Source organism: Pseudomonas sp. H1_D05 (assembly GCF_054682705.1).
Genome location: NZ_CP162825.1, coordinates 1,738,610 through 1,763,117 on the forward strand (window position 1 = coordinate 1,738,610; position 24,508 = coordinate 1,763,117).

19 protein-coding genes and 1 pseudogene are annotated in these 24,508 nt (G+C 59.6%); 12 read left to right on the top strand and 8 right to left on the bottom strand.

Annotation, left to right across the window (positions count from 1 at the left end):
* Positions 1-266: 266 nt before the first annotated feature.
* Positions 267-1,268 carry a phosphate ABC transporter substrate-binding protein PstS gene (locus AB4O11_RS07995; protein WP_054048327.1) on the bottom strand — a complete coding sequence of 334 codons (1,002 nt, stop codon included), beginning with the start codon at positions 1,266-1,268 and terminating at the stop codon, positions 267-269.
* 188 nt (positions 1,269-1,456) lie between these two features.
* Here AB4O11_RS07995 and AB4O11_RS08000 point away from each other — a divergent pair, with 188 nt between their 5' ends.
* On the top strand, positions 1,457-2,515 hold the full coding sequence (locus AB4O11_RS08000; RefSeq protein WP_250605632.1) for a helix-turn-helix domain-containing protein: 1,059 nt from the start codon (positions 1,457-1,459) through the stop codon (positions 2,513-2,515).
* Positions 2,512-2,847 carry a PIN domain-containing protein gene (locus tag AB4O11_RS08005; protein WP_460089308.1) on the top strand — a complete coding sequence of 112 codons (336 nt, stop codon included), beginning with the start codon at positions 2,512-2,514 and terminating at the stop codon, positions 2,845-2,847. The genes AB4O11_RS08000 and AB4O11_RS08005 overlap by 4 nt, the downstream gene beginning before the upstream one ends.
* 171 nt (positions 2,848-3,018) lie before the next feature.
* On the opposite strand, the gene AB4O11_RS08010 is transcribed toward AB4O11_RS08005, so the two are convergent.
* Positions 3,019-4,317, bottom strand: coding sequence for an MFS transporter (locus tag AB4O11_RS08010; RefSeq protein ID WP_460130425.1), 1,299 nt, complete (start codon positions 4,315-4,317; stop codon positions 3,019-3,021).
* Positions 4,318-4,693: 376 nt separating this feature from the next.
* Here AB4O11_RS08010 and AB4O11_RS08015 point away from each other — a divergent pair, with 376 nt between their 5' ends.
* Together AB4O11_RS08015 and AB4O11_RS08020 are read left to right on the top strand one after the other, a co-directional pair.
* Positions 4,694-5,098 (top strand): acyl-CoA thioesterase, encoded by a 405-nt coding sequence (locus tag AB4O11_RS08015; RefSeq protein WP_003229628.1) that lies wholly within the window; start codon positions 4,694-4,696, stop codon positions 5,096-5,098.
* A 57-nt stretch (positions 5,099-5,155) separates the two neighbouring features.
* Entirely contained in the window at positions 5,156-6,055 is a 900-nt protein-coding gene (locus AB4O11_RS08020; protein ID WP_257356625.1) for a D-hexose-6-phosphate mutarotase, read from the top strand.
* Between the two features lie 125 nt (positions 6,056-6,180).
* Here AB4O11_RS08020 and AB4O11_RS08025 read toward each other — a convergent pair whose 3' ends face one another.
* From AB4O11_RS08025 to AB4O11_RS08045, 5 genes are all read right to left on the bottom strand, one after another.
* Positions 6,181-6,717 (bottom strand): DUF3299 domain-containing protein, encoded by a 537-nt coding sequence (locus AB4O11_RS08025; protein ID WP_007920225.1) that lies wholly within the window; start codon positions 6,715-6,717, stop codon positions 6,181-6,183.
* Between the two features lie 93 nt (positions 6,718-6,810).
* Positions 6,811-7,056, bottom strand: coding sequence for a GlsB/YeaQ/YmgE family stress response membrane protein (locus AB4O11_RS08030; RefSeq protein ID WP_003229635.1), 246 nt, complete (start codon positions 7,054-7,056; stop codon positions 6,811-6,813).
* Between the two features lie 110 nt (positions 7,057-7,166).
* On the bottom strand, positions 7,167-8,249 hold the full coding sequence (locus AB4O11_RS08035; protein WP_047596872.1) for a 5-(carboxyamino)imidazole ribonucleotide synthase: 1,083 nt from the start codon (positions 8,247-8,249) through the stop codon (positions 7,167-7,169).
* A gap of 10 nt (positions 8,250-8,259) precedes the next feature.
* Positions 8,260-8,751, bottom strand: a complete 492-nt coding sequence (gene purE, locus AB4O11_RS08040) for a 5-(carboxyamino)imidazole ribonucleotide mutase (protein WP_460130426.1) — start codon at positions 8,749-8,751, stop codon at positions 8,260-8,262.
* A gap of 331 nt (positions 8,752-9,082) precedes the next feature.
* Positions 9,083-9,991, bottom strand: coding sequence for a LysR substrate-binding domain-containing protein (locus AB4O11_RS08045; RefSeq protein WP_093429621.1), 909 nt, complete (start codon positions 9,989-9,991; stop codon positions 9,083-9,085).
* A 180-nt stretch (positions 9,992-10,171) separates the two neighbouring features.
* Between AB4O11_RS08045 and aspA the strand changes: the two genes are divergently transcribed.
* The 6 genes and pseudogenes from aspA (at position 10,172) to AB4O11_RS08075 (ending at position 21,821) form a co-directional block, all read left to right on the top strand.
* Positions 10,172-11,596, top strand: a complete 1,425-nt coding sequence (gene aspA, locus AB4O11_RS08050; protein ID WP_095049638.1) for an aspartate ammonia-lyase — start codon at positions 10,172-10,174, stop codon at positions 11,594-11,596.
* Between the two features lie 463 nt (positions 11,597-12,059).
* On the top strand, positions 12,060-13,508 hold the full coding sequence (locus AB4O11_RS08055) for an alanine/glycine:cation symporter family protein (RefSeq protein WP_460130427.1): 1,449 nt from the start codon (positions 12,060-12,062) through the stop codon (positions 13,506-13,508).
* A gap of 171 nt (positions 13,509-13,679) precedes the next feature.
* A complete protein-coding gene (locus tag AB4O11_RS08060; protein WP_460130428.1) occupies positions 13,680-14,684 on the top strand; it encodes an asparaginase in 1,005 nt (334 codons plus the stop codon).
* Positions 14,685-14,932: 248 nt separating this feature from the next.
* The gene (locus AB4O11_RS08065) at positions 14,933-15,925 is read left to right on the top strand and encodes an AraC family transcriptional regulator (RefSeq protein ID WP_116254211.1); all 993 of its coding nucleotides are present in this window, start codon (positions 14,933-14,935) and stop codon (positions 15,923-15,925) included.
* 124 nt (positions 15,926-16,049) lie between these two features.
* A pseudogene (locus tag AB4O11_RS08070) lies at positions 16,050-17,074 on the top strand (histone deacetylase family protein).
* A gap of 151 nt (positions 17,075-17,225) precedes the next feature.
* Positions 17,226-21,821 (top strand): dermonecrotic toxin domain-containing protein, encoded by a 4,596-nt coding sequence (locus AB4O11_RS08075; RefSeq protein WP_460130429.1) that lies wholly within the window; start codon positions 17,226-17,228, stop codon positions 21,819-21,821.
* On the opposite strand, the gene pdxR is transcribed toward AB4O11_RS08075, so the two are convergent.
* Positions 21,778-23,331 (bottom strand): MocR-like pyridoxine biosynthesis transcription factor PdxR, encoded by a 1,554-nt coding sequence (pdxR, locus tag AB4O11_RS08080; RefSeq protein ID WP_460130430.1) that lies wholly within the window; start codon positions 23,329-23,331, stop codon positions 21,778-21,780. The genes AB4O11_RS08075 and pdxR overlap by 44 nt on opposite strands.
* A 92-nt stretch (positions 23,332-23,423) precedes the next feature.
* Here pdxR and AB4O11_RS08085 point away from each other — a divergent pair, with 92 nt between their 5' ends.
* Positions 23,424-24,047 (top strand): FMN-binding negative transcriptional regulator, encoded by a 624-nt coding sequence (locus AB4O11_RS08085; protein WP_093429613.1) that lies wholly within the window; start codon positions 23,424-23,426, stop codon positions 24,045-24,047.
* Between the two features lie 11 nt (positions 24,048-24,058).
* Positions 24,059-24,505: a GNAT family N-acetyltransferase gene (locus AB4O11_RS08090; protein WP_116254208.1), complete on the top strand. Its 447-nt coding sequence runs from the start codon at positions 24,059-24,061 to the stop codon at positions 24,503-24,505.
* The last annotated feature ends 3 nt before the right edge of the window (positions 24,506-24,508 follow it).

The following is a 24,508-nucleotide window of genomic DNA, read 5'->3' on the forward strand; positions in this document are numbered from 1 at the left end:
GCGAATGCGGCGCTTGCGTTGCAGCTCAGGCGTATTGAAATCAATGCGCTTGGGAGGATTAGTAGTCATGTGGGAATTGGCCAGATCATTCATGCGCTCACCCTAGCGATCCTGTATGACAGAAAGATGACAATGCAGTGACGCAGCAAATCCACCGCCAGCGGGACTGGCAGGGGATCAAAAATTTGAGGTGTGTAAAAGGCCGGTCTGCGCGCAGATCCGGCCTTTTACATGAGTCCGGTGGGGTTCACTCTGGACTCAATTTGTTACTTTTTTGCGACTTCAGCGCCGCCTTCCTGCAGACCCAGGTCAGCCAGTGCTTTTGCAGCAACCTTGGCTGGCAGTGGGATGTAGCCGTCTTTCACTACCACTTCCTGGCCCTGCTTCGACAGCACCAGTTTCACGAACTCAGCTTCCAGCGGAGCCAAAGGCTTGTTCGGGGCTTTGTTGACGTACACGTAGAGGAAACGCGACAGCGGGTACTTGCCGTTCAGGGCGTTTTCTTCGCTGTCTTCGATGAACTCGGTGCTGCCCTTCTTCGACAGAGCAACGGTCTTCACGCTAGCGGTCTTGTAGCCGATGCCCGAGTAACCGATGCCGTTCAGCGAGGAGCTGATCGACTGCACAACCGACGCCGAACCTGGTTGTTCGTTGACGTTTGGTTTGTAGTCGCCTTTGCACAGGGCTTCTTCTTTGAAGTAGCCGTAGGTGCCGGATACCGAGTTACGGCCGAACAGTTGCACTGGCTTGTTGGCCAGGTCGCCGGTCACGCCCAGGTCGCCCCAGGTTTTCACGTCGGTTTTGGCGCCGCACAGGCGGGTGGACGAGAAGATCGCGTCAACCTGTTCCATGGTCAGGTGCTGGATCGGGTTGTCCTTGTGCACGAACACTGCCAGGGCATCCACGGCAACCGGAATAGCGGTTGGCTTGTAGCCATACTTCTGCTCGAAGGCCGCCAGTTCTGTGTCCTTCATCTTGCGGCTCATCGGGCCCAGGTTGGAGGTGCCTTCAGTCAGCGCAGGTGGCGCAGTGGCGGAGCCAGCGGCCTGAATCTGGATGTTTACGTTCGGGTATTCTTTTTTGTAGTTCTCAGCCCAGAGGGTCATGAGGTTGGCCAGGGTATCGGAACCGACGCTGGACAGGTTGCCCGACACACCAGTGGTCTTGGTGTAGCTCGGGATAGCAGGGTCAACAGCGGCGAACGCGTTGGCAGTCGCAACGCCAGCAGCGACAAAAGTCATTGCCGCCATCAAACGCTTCAGTTTCATGCCTTACTCCTAGCAGATAGGGTGTGTTAAGTCGGGGCCAAGTATCAGCAGGCCGTGTGAACACTCTATGGCTGAAATATGACAATTGGATGAAAGGCCAGCATGGGCCTCGTCTTAAAAAAAGGAAACTCTCGTCAGGTTGACAAATCACTAGCAGAAGATAGTCTTGTCAACCACGAGAGGACACCATGATAAACGACCGAATTCGCCGCGCACGCCTGCAACGAGGACTAACCCTTGATGCTCTGGCCATCCAGCTCGGCGACATAACCAAACAAGCATTGAGCAAATATGAGAAGGGGTTGAGCACCCCTAACTCCACTCGCCTGCTGCAATTAGCTAAAGCACTGCAGGTCAATCCTGAGTACTTTTTCCGTGCAGAAGCGGTCCCGTTGGCGCCTCTGGAATTTCGTAAGCTGGCCAGGATGCCTAAATATCGCCAAGCCCAAGTAGAAGAAAAAATTCGAGAGCACCTCGAGCGATACATCGCCCTAGAGGAATGTTTCGATCCCGCAGACATCCACACTCCTGTCACTCCCGCGCAAATGATTGCAGTTTCCTCTCTTGAAGAAGCCGAGCTAGCAGCTGAGGAGCTTCGCCAATTCTGGGGAATCGGCACTGACCCCATTGCCAACCTCACCGAACAGCTAGAAGAGCACAGCATCAAGGTTGCAATGCTCAATGGCCCAGACGATTTCGATGGCGCCTGCGCTACCACCGGCGACGGCGAGCATGTCCTAATTGCGTTGAATGCTGATCGCCCAGGCGAACGAATCAGGTTTACTGCCGCCCATGAGCTCGGTCATTGGGTCATGGCATTACCAGAGGAGATGCCTGAAAAGGATAAAGAGAACTGCTGCCACCGTTTCGCGGGGGCATTTCTGTATCCCGCCAAAAGCGTTACTAGCGATTTCGGCAGCCATCCTCGCACTAGGGTTCATCCACAGGAACTACTGATTGCGAAGCGGCAATACGGTATATCGATGCACGCAGCCCTGAGGCGACTGAAGGATCTGAAGCTACTCAGCGAAGGTGGTTATAAATCCCTCACTATCCAATTCAGTGCCAAAGGTTGGCGAAAGTCAGAACCTGAACCGATGCCGTGCAAACCGCCGCAAAGGTTTGAGTCATTAGCATTTTGGGCGCTGGCGGAGGGGCTGATCACCAAATCTCGGGCTGCCGAACTCTTGCGAAGGCCAGTAAAAACCTTGGACCCGAGTTTCTTGGGCTCACTGGAGAGTGCATGAGTCTTATCTACATCAGTGATACGAATATCTGGATCGATTTCAGAAATGCCGGATTACTGGAGCAGATGTTTAGATTGCCTTTCACTTTGTGCTGCACTGACTTCGTGATGCAGGAACTTGAAGACTTCCCCCACGACGAATTGCTCGACCAAGGTCTGATTATCGAGTCGCTTGATGAAGCCAGTGTAATGCGTTTATACGGCTTGCGAGTCGAGCACAACAACAGCTCGCTGGCTGATGTTTCCTGTTACCTTCTGGCACAGGAAACACGCCGCCCTTTACTAACTGGAGATGGTAGGTTGAGGCGCCAGGCACAACGAGACGGGCTCTAGGTACACGGCGCTTTGTGGCTATTAGACTTAATGGTTGAACACCAAGTAATCGAAGAGCCGCATGCTGCGGTCGCCTTAGCTCACATGCTTGAGCATGGAGCTCGACTCCCAACAAGCGAGTGTGAAACAAGGCTCTTGCGCTGGCGAGAGCCCTAGATAGCTGAACTTGGATCAACGCCCTTTCTTCCAGAGCCAGGCCCCGACCAGAATCCCCATCGCGCACAGCACCGCCACATAGTAGGCAGGCCCCATCGCGCTTTCTTTCAGCAGCAGGCTGACCACCATCGGCGTCAACCCGCCGAAGATCGCGTAAGCCACGTTGTACGAGAACGACAATCCACTAAAGCGCACCACCGGCGGGAACGCCTTGACCATCACGTACGGCACCGCACCAATGGTGCCAACCAGAAAACCGGTCAGCGCATACAGCGGGAACAGCCAGTTCGGGTGATCGGCGAGGCTGTGATAGAAGGTCCATGAGCTGATCAGCAAACCCAGGCAACCGAAGACGAATACCCGGCCGGCCCCAAAGCGATCCGCCAGTGCGCCGGAAATGATGCAGCCGATGCTCAGGAACACAATCGCCAGACTGTTCGATTGCAACGACTCGGTCGGCGAGAAGTGATAGACCGTTTGCAGCACGGTCGGGGTCATCAGGATCACCACAACGATCCCGGCCGACAGCAACCAGGTCAGCAGCATCGAGATCGCAATCGCCCCGCGATGATCACGCAGCACTGCGCGCAGAGGCACTTCTTCAGCCAAGGCTTTACGCAGTTGCAGCTCGGCGAATACCGGGGTTTCGTGCAGCCAGCGGCGCAAGTAAACCGAGAACAGGCCGAACACACCGCCCAGCAGGAATGGAATACGCCAGGCGTAATCGGATACTTCCGCCAGCGTATAAATGCTGTTGATCGCGGTGGCGACCAGCGAGCCGAGCAAAATGCCGGCGGTCAGGCCGCTGGTGAGGGTGCCGCAGGCGTAACCCATGTGCTTTTGCGGTACGTGTTCGGAAACGAAGACCCACGCGCCCGGTACTTCGCCACCAATCGCCGCGCCCTGAATGACCCGCATCAATAGAAGAAGGATCGGCGCCCACAGGCCGATCTGCGCGTAGGTTGGCAGCAGACCCATGATCAGGGTCGGCACGGCCATCATGAAAATGCTCAGGGTGAACATCTTCTTGCGCCCCAGCAGGTCGCCGAAGTGTGCCATGACGATGCCGCCCAGCGGTCGCGCCAGATAGCCGGCGGCGAAAATGCCGAAGGTCTGCATCAGGCGCAGCCACTCGGGCATGTCGGCGGGGAAGAACAGCTTGCCGACCACGGTGGCAAAGAAAACGAAGATGATGAAATCGTAGAACTCCAGCGCGCCACCGAGGGCGGACAGCGACAGAGTCTTGTAGTCATTGCGGGTCAACGGTCGTGCGGGTTGCTCGGGCTGCGCGAGGCTCGAAGGCGCTGTGGTCATGGCAAGGGCTTCTCTTATAGTCGGATCTGCCGCCACAACAACGCTGGCGGTGGCTTGGGCAGGTTCGGCACCATAGCAAATTGTTCGAAAAAGCACATAGAGGTGCGTATTTGACGGTCGAAATGAGAACCGGATGGTCGTCGCGGAGTCTACCGACCGATATACTCGCAACCTGCTCCGGTTTGTAGGGGGTTGCTGTGCGAAAACGTCGTTGGCCCGGCCTTTGCTCGGGATTAGCCGGTTTCGCAGAGTTTCTCCTTAGGCGCCTGATGGAAAACGTGACGAACGTAGTATGTTCGGTGCTGAATCGTTTTTCCCGAAGACGGCTACCACCAGCAATACCAACGAAGAGTCACGGGTCAGAGGCACCCCCGGCATGATAGAGCTCGAACAAGAAGATCCGATCCCGCAAGGCGACCTGGCCCTGCAAATCACCGCACTCCCACGCGAAACCAACGGCTTTGGCGATATTTTCGGCGGCTGGCTGGTGGCACAGATGGATTTGGCCGGCACCGCAATGGCCAGCCGTGTCGCTGGCGGACGCGTCGCCACCGTCGCCATCGACCGCATGGCGTTCCTCGTGCCTGTGGCTGTCGGCGCGCAATTGTCCTTTTATACCCAGACCCTGGAAATCGGCCGCAGCTCGATCCAGATGATGGTCGAAGTGTGGAGCGACGACCCGTTGTCCAGCGAGTGGCGTAAAGTCACCGAAGCGGTCTTCGTCTTCGTCGCCATCGACGGCAGCGGTCGCACTCGCTCGGTTCCACCACGCGCGCGTTAAACATCGTCGCCGTTTTACGGTCGATAGTTGTCCTTGTTACTGATCGAGAGCTGTCCCATGAACACGCCCAACGTTGAAGCAGTGAAACTGGATGAACTGAACTGCTGGCGTATCCGCCACGGTCAGGCCGAAGTGCTGGTGGCCCAGCAAGGCGCGCACATCCTCAGTTATCAGATCGATGGCCAGCCGCCGATCATCTGGCTCAACGACAAGGCCGAGTTCAAGACCGGCAAAAGCATCCGCGCCGGTGTACCGGTGTGCTGGCCGTGGTTCGGCAAGTTCGAGCGTAACCCGCAGAGCGTGCAGGCCATGTTTACCGGTGAGCAACCGGCACCCGCGCACGGTCTGGTGCGGGCGATGGATTGGGAGCTGGGCGGCATCGAATCGGAGGCTGACGGCGTCAAGGTCGAATTCAAGCTGCCCTACCCCGAAGGTGGCCTGCCGGGCTGGCCACATCAGGTCGATCTGACCCTGACCCTGCATTTGTCCGAGCAACTGAGTTTCAGCCTGACCAGCCATAACCGTGGCAGTGACAGCGTCAGCCTGAGCCAGGCGCTGCACACTTACTTCGCGGTCAGTGACGTGCGCAATGTGCATGTCGATGGCGTGGATGGTTTGAATTACATCGAGACGCTGGATGACTGGAAAACCACCAGTCAGCAAGGTGCTCTGCATTTTGCCGGAGAGACCGACCGCATCTACCTCGATGCTCCGCCACAGCTGAGCATTGTCGATCCAACGTGGGAACGACGCATTGTGCTGACGGCTACCGGTTCGCGCACGGCGGTGATCTGGAACCCGTGGATCGACCGTGCCGCCGCGCTGGCCGACATGGATAACGATGGCTGGCAGCGCATGCTGTGCATCGAGACGGCGAATGTGATGGATGACGTGGTTACGCTGGCACCGGGTGCGAGCCATACCATGGGTGTTAGCGTCGGCAGCCAACCGCTTTAAGACGCGCCGCAATACGAAATGTGGGAGCGAGCTTGCTCGCGAAGGCGTTGTATCAGTCAACATTCAAATGTCTGACACACCGCTTTCGCGAGCAGTCTCGCTCCCACAATTGTTTTGTATAGGTCCTACAGATCAGATTCCTGCACAACCCGCACCTTGTCCGCTTCCAGCGCATACGCCGCATCGGCAAGATCATTGCTGACCTTCTCGACCTTCAGCGTGCCGGTCACCCACAGCGGCGTGTAGATATCGTCCAGCTTCAAGCCTTTCGGATAACGCACCAGCACCAGTTGATTCGGTGGCGGTGGCGGCACATGGATGCACGCGCCCGGGTACGGCACGAGGAAGAACAGCGTGCTGCGACCCTTGGCGTCGGATTCCAGCGGCACCGGATAACCACCGATGCGGATGTGCTTGTCGTTCATCGACGCCACGGTTTTGGTCGAATACATCACTGCCGGCAGACCTTTGGCCTGCTTCATCCCGCCCTTCTCGGTGAAGGTGCCGGTGGCTTCCGGGGAGTTGTGGTCGATTTCTGGCATGGCCTCGAGGGCCTTTTGGTCCGACTTGGGCATCAGTTCGAGCCAGTCGGTTTCCGGCAGTTCGCCGGCGTGGGCCAAACCGCTACCCAGGAAAAGGAGAGTCAACAAAAGACGGCGCATGAAGGTGCTCGGTATAGAAAGGAAAGAACAGTAAATCGCCGAGCATTCTAGCCCTCCCGGCCACTTTGGCAGAGAGGGCTTTGTCGCTTTGGATCAGTTCTTTTTGATCAGGCCGTAGATCACCAGCAACACGATCGCGCCGACCAGTGCGCCGATGAAGCCTGCGCCCTGACCTGCCTGATAGATGCCCAAGGCCTGGCCGCCGTAGGTGGCTGCCAGCGAACCGCCGATACCGAGCAGGATGGTCATGATCCAGCCCATGCTGTCATCGCCCGGTTTCAGGAACCGCGCCAGCAGGCCGACGATCAAGCCGATAAAGATGGTTCCGATAATTCCCATGGCATTTCCCTCTGAATAGTAGATATGCGAAGCCTAGTCAGACTTTAGCATCCTGCCATCAGAGAACGGCGGCACCTGAATGGTTCCGCCGCTGGCACATGAAACTGTCGTTACTCAGCGATCAGCGCTTCGACCTTGACGATCTGCGCCTGTAGCGTGGCCATGTCGGCGCAGCGCAGGTTGGCGTGACCGACCTTGCGCCCGGCCTTGAAGGCCTTGCCGTAGTGATGCAGATGGCAGTCTTCGATAGCGATGACTTTCTCAACCGGCGGTACAACACCGATGAAGTTAAGCATCGCGCTCTCGCCGACTTTGGCCGTCGAGCCCAGCGGCAGGCCGGCAACGGCGCGCAGATGGTTTTCGAACTGGCTGCACTCGGCGCCTTCGGTGGTCCAGTGCCCGGAGTTGTGCACGCGCGGGGCGATTTCGTTGGCCTTGAGGCCACCGTCGACTTCAAAGAACTCGAACGCCATGACGCCGACGTAGTCGAGTTGCTTGAGCACGCGGCTCGAGTAGTCTTCGGCCAGCGCCTGCAACGGGTGATCGGTACTGGCCACCGACAGCTTGAGGATGCCGCTGTCGTGGGTGTTGTGCACCAGCGGATAAAACTTCGTTTCACCATCGCGGGCACGCACGGCGATCAGCGAGACTTCACCGGTGAACGGCACAAAGCCTTCCAGCAGGCAGGCAACGCTGCCCAGCTCGGCGAAAGTGCCGACCACGTCTTCCGGCTTGCGCAGGACTTTCTGGCCCTTGCCGTCATAACCCAGGGTGCGGGTTTTCAGCACGGCCGGCAGACCGATCGAAGCCACCGCAGCGTCCAGATCGGCTTGCGACTGAATGTCAGCGAAAGCCGGAGTCGGGATGCCCAGGTCCTTGAACATGCTCTTTTCGAACCAGCGGTCGCGCGCGATGCGCAGGGCTTCGGCGCTCGGGTAGACCGGAACGAATTGCGACAGGAATGCCACGGTTTCGGCCGGGACGCTTTCGAACTCGAAGGTCACCAGATCGACTTCATCGGCGAGTTGGCGCAGATGATCCTGATCGCCGTAATCGGCCCGCAGGTGTTCGCCCAGCGCAGCGGCGCAAGCGTCCGGCGCAGGGTCGAGAAAAGCGAAGTTCATGCCCAGCGGCGTACCCGCCAGAGCCAACATGCGACCCAACTGGCCGCCACCGATTACACCGATCTTCATCTCAACAACCTCAGGCAATACGTGGGTCTGGATTGTCCAGGACGCTGTCTGTCTGCTCGGCACGGAAGGTTTTCAGTACCGCGTGGAACTGCGGATGCTTGGCGCCGAGGATGCTCGCCGAGAGCAGGGCAGCGTTGATCGCGCCGGCCTTGCCGATGGCCGGGGTGGCGACCGGAACGCCCGCTGGCATCTGCACGATCGACAGCAGCGAGTCGACGCCAGAGAGCATGGCCGACTGCACCGGCACACCCAGCACCGGCAGGTGGGTCTTGGCCGCACACATGCCTGGCAGGTGGGCCGCGCCACCGGCTCCGGCGATGATCACCTCGATGCCACGACCTTCAGCCTCTTCGGCGTACTGGAACAGCAGATCCGGGGTGCGGTGGGCAGAGACCACTTTGACCTCGTACGGGATGCCGAGCTTTTCCAGCATATCGGCGGTGTGGCTAAGGGTGGACCAATCGGACTTGGAGCCCATGATCACGCCAACCAGTGCACTCATCGTCGCGCCTCTTCTCTCTGGAGCGCCCGCAGGCGCGTCATAAAACAACAAGCCACGCAGGTTGCGTGGCTTGATTGTACGAAAAATGGCCGGACGTGCCGGCCGAAGGCCGCGCAGTATACCGCAAAGAAAGCAATAAACAGCCCCCCGCACGACCATCTGTCATCTGCCGCAAATGCCCGGTTTTATTGACTTGAAGGTCAGCGACAGAACACCGCAAATCCCCTGTAGGAGTGAGCCTGCTCGCGATGGCGGTGTATCAGTCACATCATCGTTGAATGTGCAGACGCTATCGCGAGCAGGCTCACTCCTACAAGGGGGCCGCGTAGGCTCAGGAAGCTTGGGCAGCGCCACCCTCGAGCTTGCGCCACAGCAGGCGTACGTTGGCTTTGCGTACCAAGGCGCAGCGGTAGAGGCGAATTTCTAGCGGCACATGCCATTGCGGGCCGCCGCAGACCACCAGCTCGCCACGAGCCAGCTCAGCACGCACGCTCAATTGCGGTACCCAGGCGATACCCAGGCCTTCCAGTGCCATGCTTTTCAGACTGTCAGCCATCGCCGTTTCGTAAATAGTGGTGAAACGCAGCTGACGCTGACGCAGCAAACCATTCACCGAACGCCCGAGAAACGCACCGGCGCTATACGCCAGCAACGGCACGCTCGCATCACCTTCGAGATCGAACAGGGGCTTGCCCTCGGCATCCGCCGCACACACAGGGAGCATTTCCGTCTGGCCCAAATGCAATGAAGGGAAAATCTCCGGGTCCATCTGCATTGCCGCATCCGGATCGTAGAACGCCAGCATCAAATCACAGCCACCTTCGCGCAACGCATGCACCGCATCGCCGACGTTGGTTGCAACCAATCGGGTGGCGATGTTCAACCCTTCATTACGCAACTGCGCGATCCAGCGCGGGAAGAAACCCAGCGCCAAGGAGTGAGCGGCAGCGACCTGCATCACTTCGCCCTGCCCGCCTTCCAGATGATGCAGATGGCGTAGCACTTCACCGAGCTGTTCAACCACCGTGCGCGCGGTCACCAGAAACAACTGCCCCGCTGCCGTCAGTTCGATCGGCGTGCGCGAGCGATTGACCAGAGTCAGCCCCAGCGCAGCCTCCAGACTGCGAATCCGTCGGCTGAACGCCGGCTGGGTCACGAAGCGCCGTTCGGCCGCCTGCGAAAAGCTGCGGGTGGCGGCCAGAGCACTGAAGTCCTCGAGCCATTTGCTTTCCAGATTCATCACGTCCTCCAGGACACGCACCAAAACAGGTCACACGTCTGCCGCGCACGCGGCGTCACACGGGCATTATGCCGAATGTGCATAGGGCAGTGCTGAACAGCATTGGCCCAAAATTTCCCACAAGCCTAGCATTCGCAGCGTTCCGGCACAGACCGGGTCCATATCGAGATGATTTCTATCATGTCCTCCGCTGCATCTTTCCGCACAGAAAACGACCTGCTTGGCGCCCTCGAAGTACCGGCTCAAGCGTATTACGGCATCCAGACCCTGCGAGCGGTGAACAACTTCCGTCTCTCCGGCGTTCCGATTTCGCATTACCCGAAACTGGTTGTCGGCCTGGCGATGGTCAAACAGGCCGCCGCTGACGCCAACCGCGAGTTGGGTCACCTGAGCGAAGCCAAGCACGCTGCCATCAGCGAAGCCTGTGCCCGATTGATCCGCGGTGATTTCCACGAAGAGTTCGTGGTCGACATGATTCAAGGTGGCGCCGGTACTTCCACCAACATGAACGCCAACGAAGTGATCGCCAACATTGCTCTGGAAGCAATGGGTCACCAGAAAGGCGAGTACCAGTACCTGCACCCGAACGACGACGTCAACATGGCGCAGTCGACCAACGACGCCTACCCAACGGCGATCCGCCTGGGTCTGCTGCTCGGTCACGACACCCTGCTGGCCAGCCTCGACAGCCTGATTCAGGCGTTCGCGGCCAAGGGCAAAGAATTCGATCACGTCCTGAAAATGGGCCGTACCCAGCTGCAAGATGCCGTGCCGATGACCCTCGGCCAGGAATTCCGCGCGTTCGCCACCACCATGGGCGAAGACCTGGCGCGTCTGAAGTCGCTGGCCCCGGAACTGCTGACTGAAGTGAACCTGGGCGGCACCGCGATCGGTACCGGCATCAACGCCGACCCGCGTTATCAAGCGCTGGCTGTACAGCGTCTGGCCCTGATCAGCGGTCAACCGGTAGTGCCGGCGGCCGACCTGATCGAAGCGACTTCCGACATGGGCGCCTTCGTGCTGTTCTCCGGCATGCTCAAGCGCACCGCAGTCAAACTGTCGAAGATCTGCAACGACCTGCGCCTGCTGTCCAGCGGCCCACGCACCGGCATCAACGAAATCAACCTGCCAGCGCGTCAGCCAGGCAGCTCGATCATGCCCGGCAAGGTCAACCCGGTGATCCCGGAAGCCGTGAATCAGGTGGCGTTCCAGGTCATCGGTAACGACCTGGCGCTGACCATGGCAGCCGAAGGCGGCCAACTGCAGTTGAACGTGATGGAGCCGCTGATCGCCTTCAAGATCTTCGACTCGATCCGCCTGCTGCAACGCGCCATGGACATGCTGCGCGAGCACTGCATCGTCGGCATCACCGCCAACGAAGCGCGCTGCCGCGAACTGGTCGAGCACTCGATCGGTCTGGTCACCGCACTGAACCCGTACATCGGCTACAAAAACGCCACCCGTATTGCCGGCCTCGCCCTTGAAAGCGGCCGCGGCGTACTGGAACTGGTGCGCGAAGAAGGTCTGCTCGACGAAGCCATGCTCGCCGACATTCTGCGCCCGGAAAACATGATTGCTCCGCGTCTGGTTCCGCTTAAAGCCTGAGCCGACGCGTAGTTTGTAGCACCGCTCACCAGGTCGAGGGACTAGACACCTCTCACCTTTTGAGGGCTTGGGGATTTGTCCCCAAGCCCTTTTTTTTAACTTTCTGACCCTGAGACCCGTATGTCTGGGGACTGAACAATGGGGGAGTCCGCTCCCACAAAAAAGCAGTTCCCGCACAAGCCCGGCGCCGGTAACGCCGGGTGTTTCACAGCTTCGTTTCGTCGCTTGCACCACAACCGTGCAGACGGGCGCCGCACTGATCGGTATAGTGCCGCCCCTCTTCGCGTGAGCGGTCGTCGGTAACGAGGCCACAACCCATGCGAAACCCGAACTAATAACAAACCCGCGAAATGGATCCGGGACGAAACCATCGCCTCACCTGTCGTGCCGTGCGCACACCGGTGTAACACGATATTTCTACCATCCAGCATTTGCTCACACAAAAAACAGCGAGGAAAAATCCATGCTCGAAGTCATCAACGACTTCCTCTCAGGGAAAGTACTGATCGTGCTCATTGTCGGGCTCGGTAGCTACTTCACGATTCGCTCGCGTTTCGTTCAATTGCGGCACTTCTTCCACATGTTCGCGGTGTTCCGCGACAGCCTCAAAGGCAGCACCGGGCAACTCAGCTCGTTCCAGGCCCTGATGCTCAGCCTTGCCGGCCGTGTCGGTGCAGGCAACATCGCCGGTGTCGGCATCGCCGTGACCCTGGGTGGTCCAGGTGCGGTCTTCTGGATGTGGGTGACCGCACTGGTCGGCATGTCCAGCAGCTTCTTCGAATGCACCCTGGCCCAAGTCTACAAGCGCGCCGATGGCGACGGCCTGTACCGTGGCGGTCCGGCTTACTACATCCAGCACGGCCTGAAACTCAAAGGCATGGCGGTGGTGTTCTCGGTCCTGCTGCTGGTCACCTACGGCTTTGCCTTCATTGGCCTGCAGTCCTACACCGTGACTCACTCGCTGCAGAACGCCTTTGAATTCAACCCACAACACACCGGTATCGTCCTGGCAGTGTTGCTGGCCATCACCTTCATCGGCGGCATCAAGCGCATCGCCTCGGTGTCCGACCTGCTGGTACCGATCAAGACCCTCGCCTATATCGGCGTGACCCTGTACGTGATCGGTACTCAGATCGAACACGTACCAGCCATGCTGGAAACCATCTTCAAGAGCGCCTTCGGCCTCGACCCGGCCTTTGGTGGCCTGCTCGGCAGCGCCATTGTCATGGGCGTGAAGCGTGGCGTGTTCGCCAACGAAGCAGGCCTGGGCAGTGCGCCGAACGTCGCCGCCGTGGCTGCCGTGAAGCACCCGGGTGCCCAGGGCGTGGTTCAGGCCTTCAGCGTGTTCCTCGACACCTTCGTGATTTGCACCTGCACCGCGCTGCTGATTCTGCTGTCGGGCTTCTACACCCCGGGCTTCGAAGGTGACGGCATCGTCCTGACCCAGAACTCGCTGGCCGCTGTGGTCGGTGACTGGGGTCGCATGTTCGTCAGCGTCGCGCTGTCGCTGTTCGTCTTCACTTGCATCCTCTACAACTACTACCTGGGCGAAAACAGCCTGCAGTTCCTCACCCGCAACCGCGCCGCGCTGATGATTTTCCGCGGCCTGGTGCTGGCGCTGGTGGTATGGGGTTCGATGCAGGACCTGTCGACCGTGTTCGCCTTCGCTGACATCACCATGACCTGCCTGGCCTTCGTCAACCTGATGGCCCTGGCCATGCTGTTCAAGGTCGGCATGCGTGTAATGCGCGACTACGACGAGCAGCGCCGCGCCGGCGTTAAACAGCCCGTTTTCGACTCCAGCAAATTTACCGATCTGGATCTCGACCTGCAGGCCTGGCCGACCAACCCGTCTGCCGCTGCCGGCAAGACCGAAGCCGAGCCGCAAGGCGTGCCTGCAGCGCAACGCTGACAGGTGAATGACGGGCGCATCCCCTGCGCTCGTCAGTTATTGTGATGCAATAACTTGTAGGAGCGAGCCTGCTCGCGATAGCTGTCTTTCAGCCAACACCAATGTTGAATGATGAACCGCTATCGCGAGCAGGCTCACTCCTACAATGTCATCTCTTGTGGAGACCCTCAGATGATTGCCAATTCCTACCCAGCCGCCCAACACGTCATGGTGCTCTACACCGGTGGCACCATCGGCATGCAGGCCAGCGCCAACGGTCTGGCCCCGGCATCCGGTTTCGAAGCGCGGATGCGCGACTACCTGCACAGTCAGCCTGAGCTCGTTGTGCCGCAGTGGCGTTTCCGGGAAATGTCGCCGCTGATCGACAGCGCCAACATGACCCCGGCCTATTGGCAGCAACTGCGTGAAGCGGTGGTCGATGCCGTGGATGTGCAAGGCTGCGACAGCGTACTGATCCTGCACGGCACCGACACCCTGGCTTACAGTGCGGCGGCGATGAGCTTCCAGTTACTGGGGCTGAATGCTCGCGTGTGTTTCACCGGCTCCATGCTGCCGGCCGGTGTTACCGACAGCGATGCCTGGGAAAACCTCGGTGGCGCACTGATCGCCCTCGGCCAAGGCCTGGCGCCCGGTGTGCATCTGTACTTCCACGGTGAGTTACTGGCGCCAACCCGTTGCGCGAAGGTGCGCAGCTTCGGCCGTCATCCGTTCAAACGACTTGAGCGTCAGGGCGGCGGCGTGAAAGCGCCTTCGATTCCAGCGTCGTTGAACTACAACCAGCCGAAGCAACTGGCCAAGGTTGCCGTGCTGCCACTGTTCCCCGGCATCAGCGCCGAAGTCCTCGATGGTCTGCTCGACAGCGGCATTCAGGGTCTGGTGCTGGAGTGCTACGGCAGCGGTACAGGGCCGAGCGACAACCCTGAGTTTCTGGCAAGCCTTGGCCGTGCGCGGGATAACGGTGTGGTGGTGGTTGCCGTGACGCAATGCCATGAAGGCGGCGTTGAGCTGGATGTTTACGAGGCTGGCAGTCGATTGCGCGGTGTAGGCGTGTTGTCCGGTGGTGGCATGACTCGTGAGGCGGCGTTCGGCAAGTTGCATGGCCTGCTCGGTGCTGGGCTTGAAACTCAAGAAGTGCGCCGACTGATCGAACTGGATCTGTGTGGTGAGCTGCTCTGAGCATAACTCTGGATCGGCCCTCACCCTAGCCCTCTCCCGGAGGGAGAGGGAACTGACCGAGTTGTTTTTCGCTGTCCGTCGACCTGATAAACCGTGTCGATCGTGGATTCGGCAGAGATGTCTCACGTCGATGGATCTCGCCAATATCCCCCAATCGGCCCCCTCTACCTTTGGGAGAGGGTTGGGGTGAGGGGCTGCTGCGGCATGCAACTTGCTGCATTCCAGCCATCCTCAGGCTGGAAGATCTTATGCTCCACTCCCACCTCACCACCCTCAACGCCGTCTCGCTAATCCTCAACACCTTCAAAGCCGAAGGCCTGTCGAGCGAAGCGTTGCTGGCCGGCAGCGGCATCAGTGCGGCGGATCTCAGCCGGGCCGACACGCGCATCACCACCAATCAGGAGATGCAGGTCTGCGCCAATGCGGTCGCGCTTAAGCACGACATCGGCCTAGAGCTGGGCCGGCGCATGCACGTTTCCTGCTACGGCATCCTTGGCTATGCCTTGCTGACCTGTGCCACCTTCGGTGACGCTTTGCGTCTGGCGATTCGTTATCCGGCGCTGTTGGGAACACTTTTCGAACTCAGTCTGGAGGACGATGGCGAACGCGTCTGGTTCGTCGCTGCCGATTATCGCGAGAGCCCGGCGATGGCGGTGTTCAATGCCGAGTTCTGCCTGGTGTCGCTGAAAGTCATTTGTGATGACCTGCTCGGGCATCCGCTGCCCTTGCTCGCCACGCGCTTCGAACACGCCGCACCGGATTACCGTGACAGTTATGCCGAGCACTTCGACAGCCCGCTGCACTTCGCCGCCAAGGACAACGCCTTCGCCTTCGACCGTCACTGGCTCGATCAACCGCTGCCGCTGGCCGATGCCATCACCCATCAAGCCATGGCCGAACGTTGTCGCAAGCAGAACCTTGAGTTCACCGGACGCCAAGCGTGGCTCGGGCGCATCCGCCAGTTGCTCAGCGCCCAACTGAACGCCGCGCCGGGGCTGGAAGGTCTGGCGCAACAGATGAAGTGCTCGCCACGCACTCTGCGCCGGCATCTCAAGGACATGGGCTGCAGCTATCAGGAATTGCTCGATGAACTGCGCTTCGAGCGAGCCAAGCAGATGTTGTGTGAGGATCAGTTGCCGATCTACCGCATCGCCGAGACCCTTGGCTTCAGTGAGACTGCGAGCTTTCGTCATGCCTTCGTGCGCTGGAGCGGCGTGGCGCCGAGCCAATTCCGGGCCTGAGGGGGCGAATTTCGGTCAGTGTTTTTGGCCATATCCATCCCCTTTTGGCCTTTCCTGCCGTTCTCCGATTCACCTTGCGCCGCAACACTGGGAGCAACCGAATCAGCCCTGCGGAGACCAACAAATGCTGACGATCTACTCGGACGATCACCACCTGCACCATGGCCGCTGCGAACTCATCGATGGCCAACTGAAGCCGTGCTTCGAGATGCCGTCGCGCGCCGACCATGTGCTGCAGCGCGTTAAAAACCAGAAGCTCGGCTCGGTCGAAGCGCCGAAGGATTTCGGTCTGGAGCCGATCGCCCGCATCCACAGCCGTGACTACCTCGACTTTTTCAAAGGCGCGTGGGCGCGCTGGACTGAATTCAATACCGATGGCGATCTGCTGCCCTACACCTGGCCGGCGCGCACTCTGCGTGCAATCAAACCGACCAGCCTGCACGGCCAGCTCGGTTATTACAGCTTCGATGGCGGCGCACCGATCACCGCCGGCACCTGGCAAGCGGCGTACAGCGCGGCGCAAGTGGCCCTGACCGCACAAGCGGAAATTCAGCGCGCGCGCGCGCGGCCTTCGCCTTGTGCCGGCCACCGGGACACCACGCCGCCAGCGATTTGATGGGCGGTTATTGCTACCTCAACAACGCCGCCATCGCCGCACAAGCCTTTCTCGATCAGGGCCACAGGAAAGTCGCGATCCTCGACGTCGATTACCATCACGGCAACGGTACGCAGTCGATTTTCTATGAGCGCAGCGACGTGCTGTTCACCTCGATCCACGGCCACCCGGAAGCAGAATTTCCGTTTTTCCTCGGCTACGACGATGAGCGTGGCGAAGGCGCTGGGGAAGGCTTCAACTTCAACTATCCGCTAGCCGCCGGCTCCGGCTGGGACGTGTGGAGTGCGGCGCTGGATCAGGCCTGCGATGAGATCGATCGCTACGGCGCCGACATCATTGTCGTATCGCTCGGCGTCGACACCTTCAAGGATGACCCGATTTCGCAGTTCAAACTCGACAGCCCCGATTACCTGGCGATGGGCAAGCGCATCGCTGCACTCGGCAAACCGACATTGTTCGTCATGGAGGGCGGTTACGCTGTGGAGGAAATCGGCATCAACGCGGTGAACGTACTGGAAGGCTTCGAACGATAACCGGATTCCCGTCGCAATCGTAAACACCAGACCCGCCCAGGCGGGTCTTTTTTTGCCCGCAATATGTATGTACCGCACGTGCGCCGCCGCTCGCCGCTACCTTGCCCGGAACCGCCGCCCTTGGGCGCGCCCATCAGAGCAGGAGTTGCCCATGCCCGAAATCCCCTCGCCCAGCGCCGTCGATGTCGTGACTCAACTGGTGACCGGCCCTTCACTGCGAGAAGTTGCGTCGAAAACGCTGCGCCCCGCGCTCAGGACGCTGTATCCCGACCTCGATCTCGACCCGCAGCTGGCCATGGTCGTAAGACCGACCTGGGTCATTGAAGATGATCGGGTCGTCCCCGGTCGCCACCTGATCGAATCGCTGACCGACACCCTGGTACGCCTGGGCCTCTCCGGCACGACTGTGGCGTATCTCGACGGTGAGCATTATCTGACCTTGCAGCCCGACCTGCCGTCCGCCATCCAGCTGCCGGTGAAAATCAGCGCGATCGGTAAGCTGCTCAATGAGCTGGCACCGTTGCTGTTCATCGCCTACAAGGAACACCAGGTCAATTACTGGGATGATTTCACCTACCCAGGGCAGCCGCGCTGGCAGCAGATGTCACAGGCCCTGCGCAATTTGTGGAAGGTCGACGCGAACCCTGGCTGGGATGCCGACCAGCGCGCCATGGCCGAAGCGCTTTATAAATACCCGGACAAACACCAGCGACTGCCCACCGACAAATACAAGACCCGCGCCTGCCTGATTGATCTTGACCGTGGCGAGGGTGACGAGCAGAAGCATGTGACCCTGCTCGATACCGCGGTACTGATCGGCACCGATGACAAGCGCACCTTGATCATGACCCACTCGGTGCTGCAGGGCTTCGAGAGTTTTCAATCGCTGGAAAAACTCGGCGAAGCCCTGCCGCGTCGTTATTGGCAAGGTGCCTCCGGTGCCGGGTTGAAATGGCGACTGGTCGAACCACAGGGCCATTTCTTCGACTATCAAGCCTGCACACTGGTCGCCCTGGAAGCCGAGGCGCTGGGCGCGATCAATTATTTTCAGGGTTCGAGTTCCAGCGAGCTATATCCGCACACCGGGACTGTCGGCAATCCGCGAGAGCCGACACCGCGCCTCAAACCTCATATCGCTCGCCTGCGTCCGATGCTGCCAGAATGGCTCGACAGCGCCTCTCCCGCCGATCAAACCCGTTACAGCCGGCATCTGCTGGATCTGACGATGGTGCAGCACACGAACAAGGGAAAATCATTTCAAAGCGAAGTCATCAGCCTGCAAGCGTTCACCCGTGATGCCCTGAAACAACAGATAGCCAAGGATCATCCGCAAGCCGGCGAGGTGAGGATCGATGACATCGAGATCAGCATCACCAGCCTGGTGGTCTGGGGCACATTTGTCTTTCCGGGTAACACGCAGACCAAGACGCTGTCGCTCATTGAACTCGCGCTGCAGAACCTCGCGGGGCAGCCAGCCGGCAACAAAACCGTACGTTACAAGGATGGCGGCGTGTTGCCTGAGTGGATGACCGCAAGCTACCTGCAACAACTGGTCAGCAGCGTCGATATCGGCCAGACCTACCCGGCGTACCTGCAAAACCTGCTGATTGACAACAATGAGCAGGCGTCGGCAGTGCAAGCACTTTATGCCAGCCAGTTGCCCATCGAGCTGCCGCTGCTGGCGTTACAGCACAAAATACAGGGCAAGACCGGCATCACTGAGCAGGGTTATCGCTATGTGGTTGCCGCGCTGGCAAACACCGGCGATGAGCGTCATGTCGATCGCGATGAAATCGTCATTCGCCCGCTGGGGTTCGTGGCCCATCGCAGTCGATCACAGGCCGACATCGTCAACAACATGTTCGTCATCGGCCCGCGCGAGGCGGACAAAGGGCCGTGCCTGCTTTATCGACCACTGTTCGAAACGGCACTGATGCAATTTCCCTCACACGCCAACCTGTTTTACGAGATCCAGCACTCACAGGAGCTGCGCGAATCGGTCCTGGCCTGGTTGCCGGACGATGTGCGCTTCAAGTACAGCCAGTTCGTCTTCACCGCCCGATTGCCTTCAGTCTGGACTATCCCGCAATTGCTGGTGAACCCCTTCACCGCCCTCGACATGTCCGGCCCCGTTGCGCTGGCGACCGCAACGATTGAACACGATGTACTGGCGACCCTGCATAACAGCAACGTGCAGGCTGTCATCACCCAGGCCGATCGGCAATCGGTCTCTGATGCAGAAGCACGCTGGGCAACGCTCAAACACGGCGGTTGGATGCTGTTCAACGCGGCGTTGCCATTCCTCGGGCGCAGCGTCGGCACGGCAGCGTGGATCTGGCAGATCATGGACGACCTGCAAGAGATCAGCGACGAGGCCAATGAGCAATCCGGCAAGCTTGCCTGGACAGCCCTCACCGACATTCTCCTGGCCTTGGGCATGGTGCTCGCCCATCGCGCAGCGGTCGGCGACAAGCCATTCAGCGAGTCGATCTCGCAGGAAGAACCCACCGCCACCGTCACCACCGAACTCGTCGTCAGCAAACCGTTGCAGTTGCCGGACGTCTCCAGCACTGCACTGCCCATTGCGCATGAGATGGTGGTCAACCCCTTCACGGCGCTGAAACGATCCCCGGTCGCACTCGCAGCGCTGCTCGACAGTTTTCAGATCGCCAAACCCAAAGGCATCGGCGATGCCGCCACCGAGGGCACGCACAGGCATCTTTATCCCCGCCAACAACAGTGGTTCGCTCCCGTAGGCCAGCGCTGGTTCGAAGTCATGCTCAATGAGCACGCCGAGGTGCAGATCATCGACTCGCGCCAGCAACCGCCACGCAACGGGCCGCAACTGACCCGCACGGCCAACGGCCAATGGGTGGTCGACCTTCGCTTGCGCCTGCGAGGCGGCGGACTCGACAGCGCACTTGAGGCCGTTCAGGACGTGAGCAAAATGGACGCCAGGCAACTGACTGCCGAAATCAGTGCGTTCGACGTAACGATGAAAGCCAAGCAGATTCAGCGTGATGCTGACCACAAGGCCTTCAACGATGCGGACGGGCAAGCACGAGGACCGGCACGCGAGCACTATCTGGCAACGCTAGACGCACAGCTCAAGGCGTACGGCGCGAATATTGAACAGATCAAGGCGTTGAATCAGAAAGAGCCGATTCCGAACTACCGGACCGTCATGATTGAGCGCCTGCAAATGCAGCTGTTTCTCGGGCAGGAATGGCTCGACCTGCATTCCGCCGTATTTCAGACTGACCTGAAGGCCATGCAGACAATGCTTGCCGATGAAGCCGGATTCATCGCGCAGGCGTTTGTTCAGACCTTTGAAAGAATGACCCTCCAGACCCAGGCCATCATTGAAAAAACAGAGTTGGCCAATAGCCGTTTTGACGAACTGATGTTGTTGGGAAAAGATGCCGTCAAAATTATTCCAACCTATCGCAAGGCATTGCCGAAATATGATCTGAACGACCTCAAGCTTTTGCAGATCAGTCTTGGCCAGGAGATTTGCATCAAGGCCGGTACGACAGCGGACGCGGCCAATGCCTATCAGGCACTCGCCAGTCTCGTCGAAGACGCCGCGTTGAGTATCCAGAGCACGCTGAATCTGACCGAGGATGAAAGCCTCGACAACCTGCGCGAACGCATCGATGTCCTGAGCAATGTGGCCGAACAGTTTTCCGCCATCGATCAGCGCTTTGGTGATCTGCTCATCGACTACCCCGAACAGATCAACACTGAGCGACTGCAGCATGTGCGTAAACGGGTAAACGGGTTCAGGGCGCGCACGGATGTAAAACTGGCCGAGTTGCTGCACTTCAAGCACCTGCTGGGACCGACACCGGGGCCTTCGAAGGCGAGATCATCAACGCGCCAGATCATCAAAACCCAATCCAGAGGCACGGTAGTCGGCAATCGAAAAAAACGCATCAAGGGGCAAAAATCCGACCAGGTGGAAGTACGAACCACCCTGACGGGTGTCATCGCCACATTCCAGGAAGAGTCACCCGGTGTCTGGGTAGAACAGCGCACGGCAAAGACCCGCCAACCCAAGGCCCATTCTTCCGTGAGTGCCAGCAGCCGTGCCGGCCAGGCGCTGATCGACGGCCTGGATGCATTCCACCAACGTATCGAGGCTCACCTCAAACGAGGGCGGCGGATACCTGTCGAGGTCGAGGAGGAATACCACAAGCATGCCGCTGTCTTGCGCGAAGCCAATGCGGCGATTGATGAAGCATTGACCGCCAGTAATCTGACCGCAGACTTCAAAAAGCCGACCGAAGAAATCAGCCACAAGCTTGACGAGGCCGCTAACGCCCTTGACGAAAAAGGCACCAGCATTCGCATCGGACTGGTCAAACAACAACCACCGACTGCGGCGGGGGTGCAGTGGCTCAAAGAAAAAGGTGAAGTAACGGTTTCCAAAACCATTACCCGTCGCCGGCTCAAAGGCCACTCAAGGGGTTTTCTCGACGAATACGAAGTACGCGATGCCCACACCGGCAAGGTGCTGTGTTACGCACACTTCCACTACAGCAGTGTCGACGCTCCCGTCGCTTCGTTCACCGCCGGGCATATGAAAACAGTCGCGCAACGACACATCGGCGGTTCCCACGAGCCGAGCGATCCCACCAGTTCGCAGCTCCTCGAAATCCATCGCAGCGAGATTTCACGACAGTCAGCCGAGCATCTGTTCTTCACGCCTGCCAAACCTGCCGCAAGCGCTTCAGTGCCGCTGTAATGTCAGGTTCAGGGACGGCGGCAAAGCCCAGGACCAGCCCGGCACGCTGGTCCAGCGGTGTAGTGGAGTCCGGCAGCCAGTAACTGCTCAAGCCGTTGATCTCCACGTCAACGCCTGCTGCCTGCGCAATCAACTGCTGCTCGCGTTCGATGCTTGTTACGGCCACGGTCAGGTGCAGCCCGGCGGAAACGGCGGGCAAATCTCCAACACCGGCAATGGCGGTCGGCCAACCGTCGAGCAAGGTGTTGCGACGGCTAAGGGCGGCGCGGCGCATGCGCCGGATATGCCGCTGGAAGTGCCCGGCCGCCATGAACTCGGCCATCACCGCTTGGGTACTGACCTCGGAATGGCGGACATCCACCGCGCGGCGTTGCGAGAAGGCATCGACCAGCGCCGGCGGCAGCACCAGATAACCGAGGCGCAATGCCGGAAAGGCAACTTTGCCGAAAGTGCCGACATACAGCACTCGCCCCTGTCGATCGAGTGCCGCCAACGGCGCCAGCGGCGCACCGGTGTAGCGATATTCGCCATCGTAGTCGTCCTCGACGATCCAGCCTTGGTTGCGCTCGGCCCAGGCGAGCAGTTCGAGGCGCCGGGCAAGACTCATCACCACGCCTGTCGGGTACTGATGAGAGGGCGTGACATACGCTACCCGACAATCCCCGGTGGCCGACAACGCCGAGCAGTCCATACCCTCCTCGTCCACGGCAATACCCTGCAAACGACCTCCTGCCACCGCGAACGCATGACCGGCCGCGCGGTAGCCCGGATTCTCGATCGCTACACCGTCGCCCGGCTCCACCAGCAACTGTGCACAAAGGCTAATGCCTTGCTGTGCGCCGCTGGTGATCACAATTTGCTCAGGCGAGCACTGCATGCCGCGCGAACTGCGCAAATAGGCCGCGATCATTGCACGCAGGCGCGCGTCGCCGGACGGATCGCCATAGCACAGTTGCTCCAGATCCGGTTTGCGCCAGAAAGCCGCATTCAGCTTGGCCCACACCTCGAACGGGAACAGATCAAACGCCGGTACACCGACCCGAAATGCTCGTGGCGGACCACTCGGTGGCCGGGCCAAATGGTTCTTTTCGATGCGCGAAAAACTATCGCTGTGGATAACTTTACTGGATGAAATTACAGGTAAATCCAGCCAATTTGTGGATAAGGCTGTGGGTAAGCCTGTTGAAAACCCTGTGGATACTTTTGTGGATAATTTTTTCGCAGGGCTCGCTACCGGCATCAATTGTGCGACGTAGGTGCCATCGCCTACCCGCCCTTCGATAAAGCCTTCGGCATACAGTTGATCGTAGGCGCGCACCACGCTGTTGCGGGAAATCCCCAACGCCGCCGCCAGATCGCGACTGGCCGGCAACCGCGTGCCGCTCGCCAGTCGCCCGTCCAGTACCCGCAGGCGCAACGCCTGATACAGCTGACGACTCAAACCCTGGCGGCGATCAAGCTCGATCCCGGCAGGGTTGAACGGCATGGATAACAGCGGCGAATCGGGCATGGCAATGGACCTATGAAATTGGTCATCAATGGCTCTTACAACAGACCAATAGCCTGCCTAGGATGCTGGCATTCGCCAAGGAAAATCTGCCCATGTACACGCCACGCGCCTTTGCCATCGAAGAATTGTCCCAACTGCACGAACTGATTCTCGCCACCCGCCTCGCCATTCTGGTGAGCCATGGCGAAAGCGGCTTGCAGGCCAGCCATGTGCCGGTACTGCTGCATTGCGAACAGGGCGAGTACGGCACGCTCTACGGGCACCTGGCCCGCGCCAACCCACAGTGGAAAGACCTGCGCGACGGCGCCGAAGCCATGCTGATCTTCGCCGGCGCCGATGCCTACGTCAGCCCGGGCTTTTACCCGAGCAAGGCCGAACACGGCAAAGTCGTGCCGACCTGGAACTACATCGCCGTGCACGCTTATGGCCACGCCGAAACCTTCAGCGATGGCGGACGCCTGCTCGACATTGTCAGCACCCTCACCGACCGGCATGAGGCCGGCCGCGCCCAGCCGTGGTCGGTCGCCGACGCGCCTGCCGATTACATCGACGGCATGCTCAAGGCGATTGTCGGTTTCGCCATTCCCATCGACCGCCTCGAAGGCAAGCGCAAACTCAGCCAGAACCGCAGCGCCGAAGACATTGCCGGCGTCCGCGAAGGCCTGGCCGCCAGCCCGGACATCAATGATCAAACCCTCGCCCGATTGATGCGCTAAGGAAATCCCCCATGAGTCAGATCGACATTCGCCCGGTCAGCGCCGACGACCACGCCGCCTGGCTGCCGCTATGGCAGGCCTACCTGCGTTTCTACAACACCGAACTGCCGGACGCTGTGACGCACAGCACCTGGCAGCGCTTTCTCGACCCGAACGAACCGACCCACGCCGCCCTCGCCTGGGCTGGCGGTAAAGCGGTAGGCATGGTGCATTACATCTATCATCGTTCGAACTGGAGCATCGAAAACTCCTGCTACCTGCAGGACTTGCTGGTGATCCCGGAGACCCGGGGCACCGGCGTCGGCCGCCAGTTGATCGAACACGTCTACGCCACCGCCAAGGCTGACGGCTGCTGCAAGGTTCATTGGTTGACCCACGAAACCAACGCCACCGCGATCCAGCTCTACGAGCGTATCGCCGAACGCCCGGGCTTCATCCAGTTTCGCCAAGCCCTTTAAGGA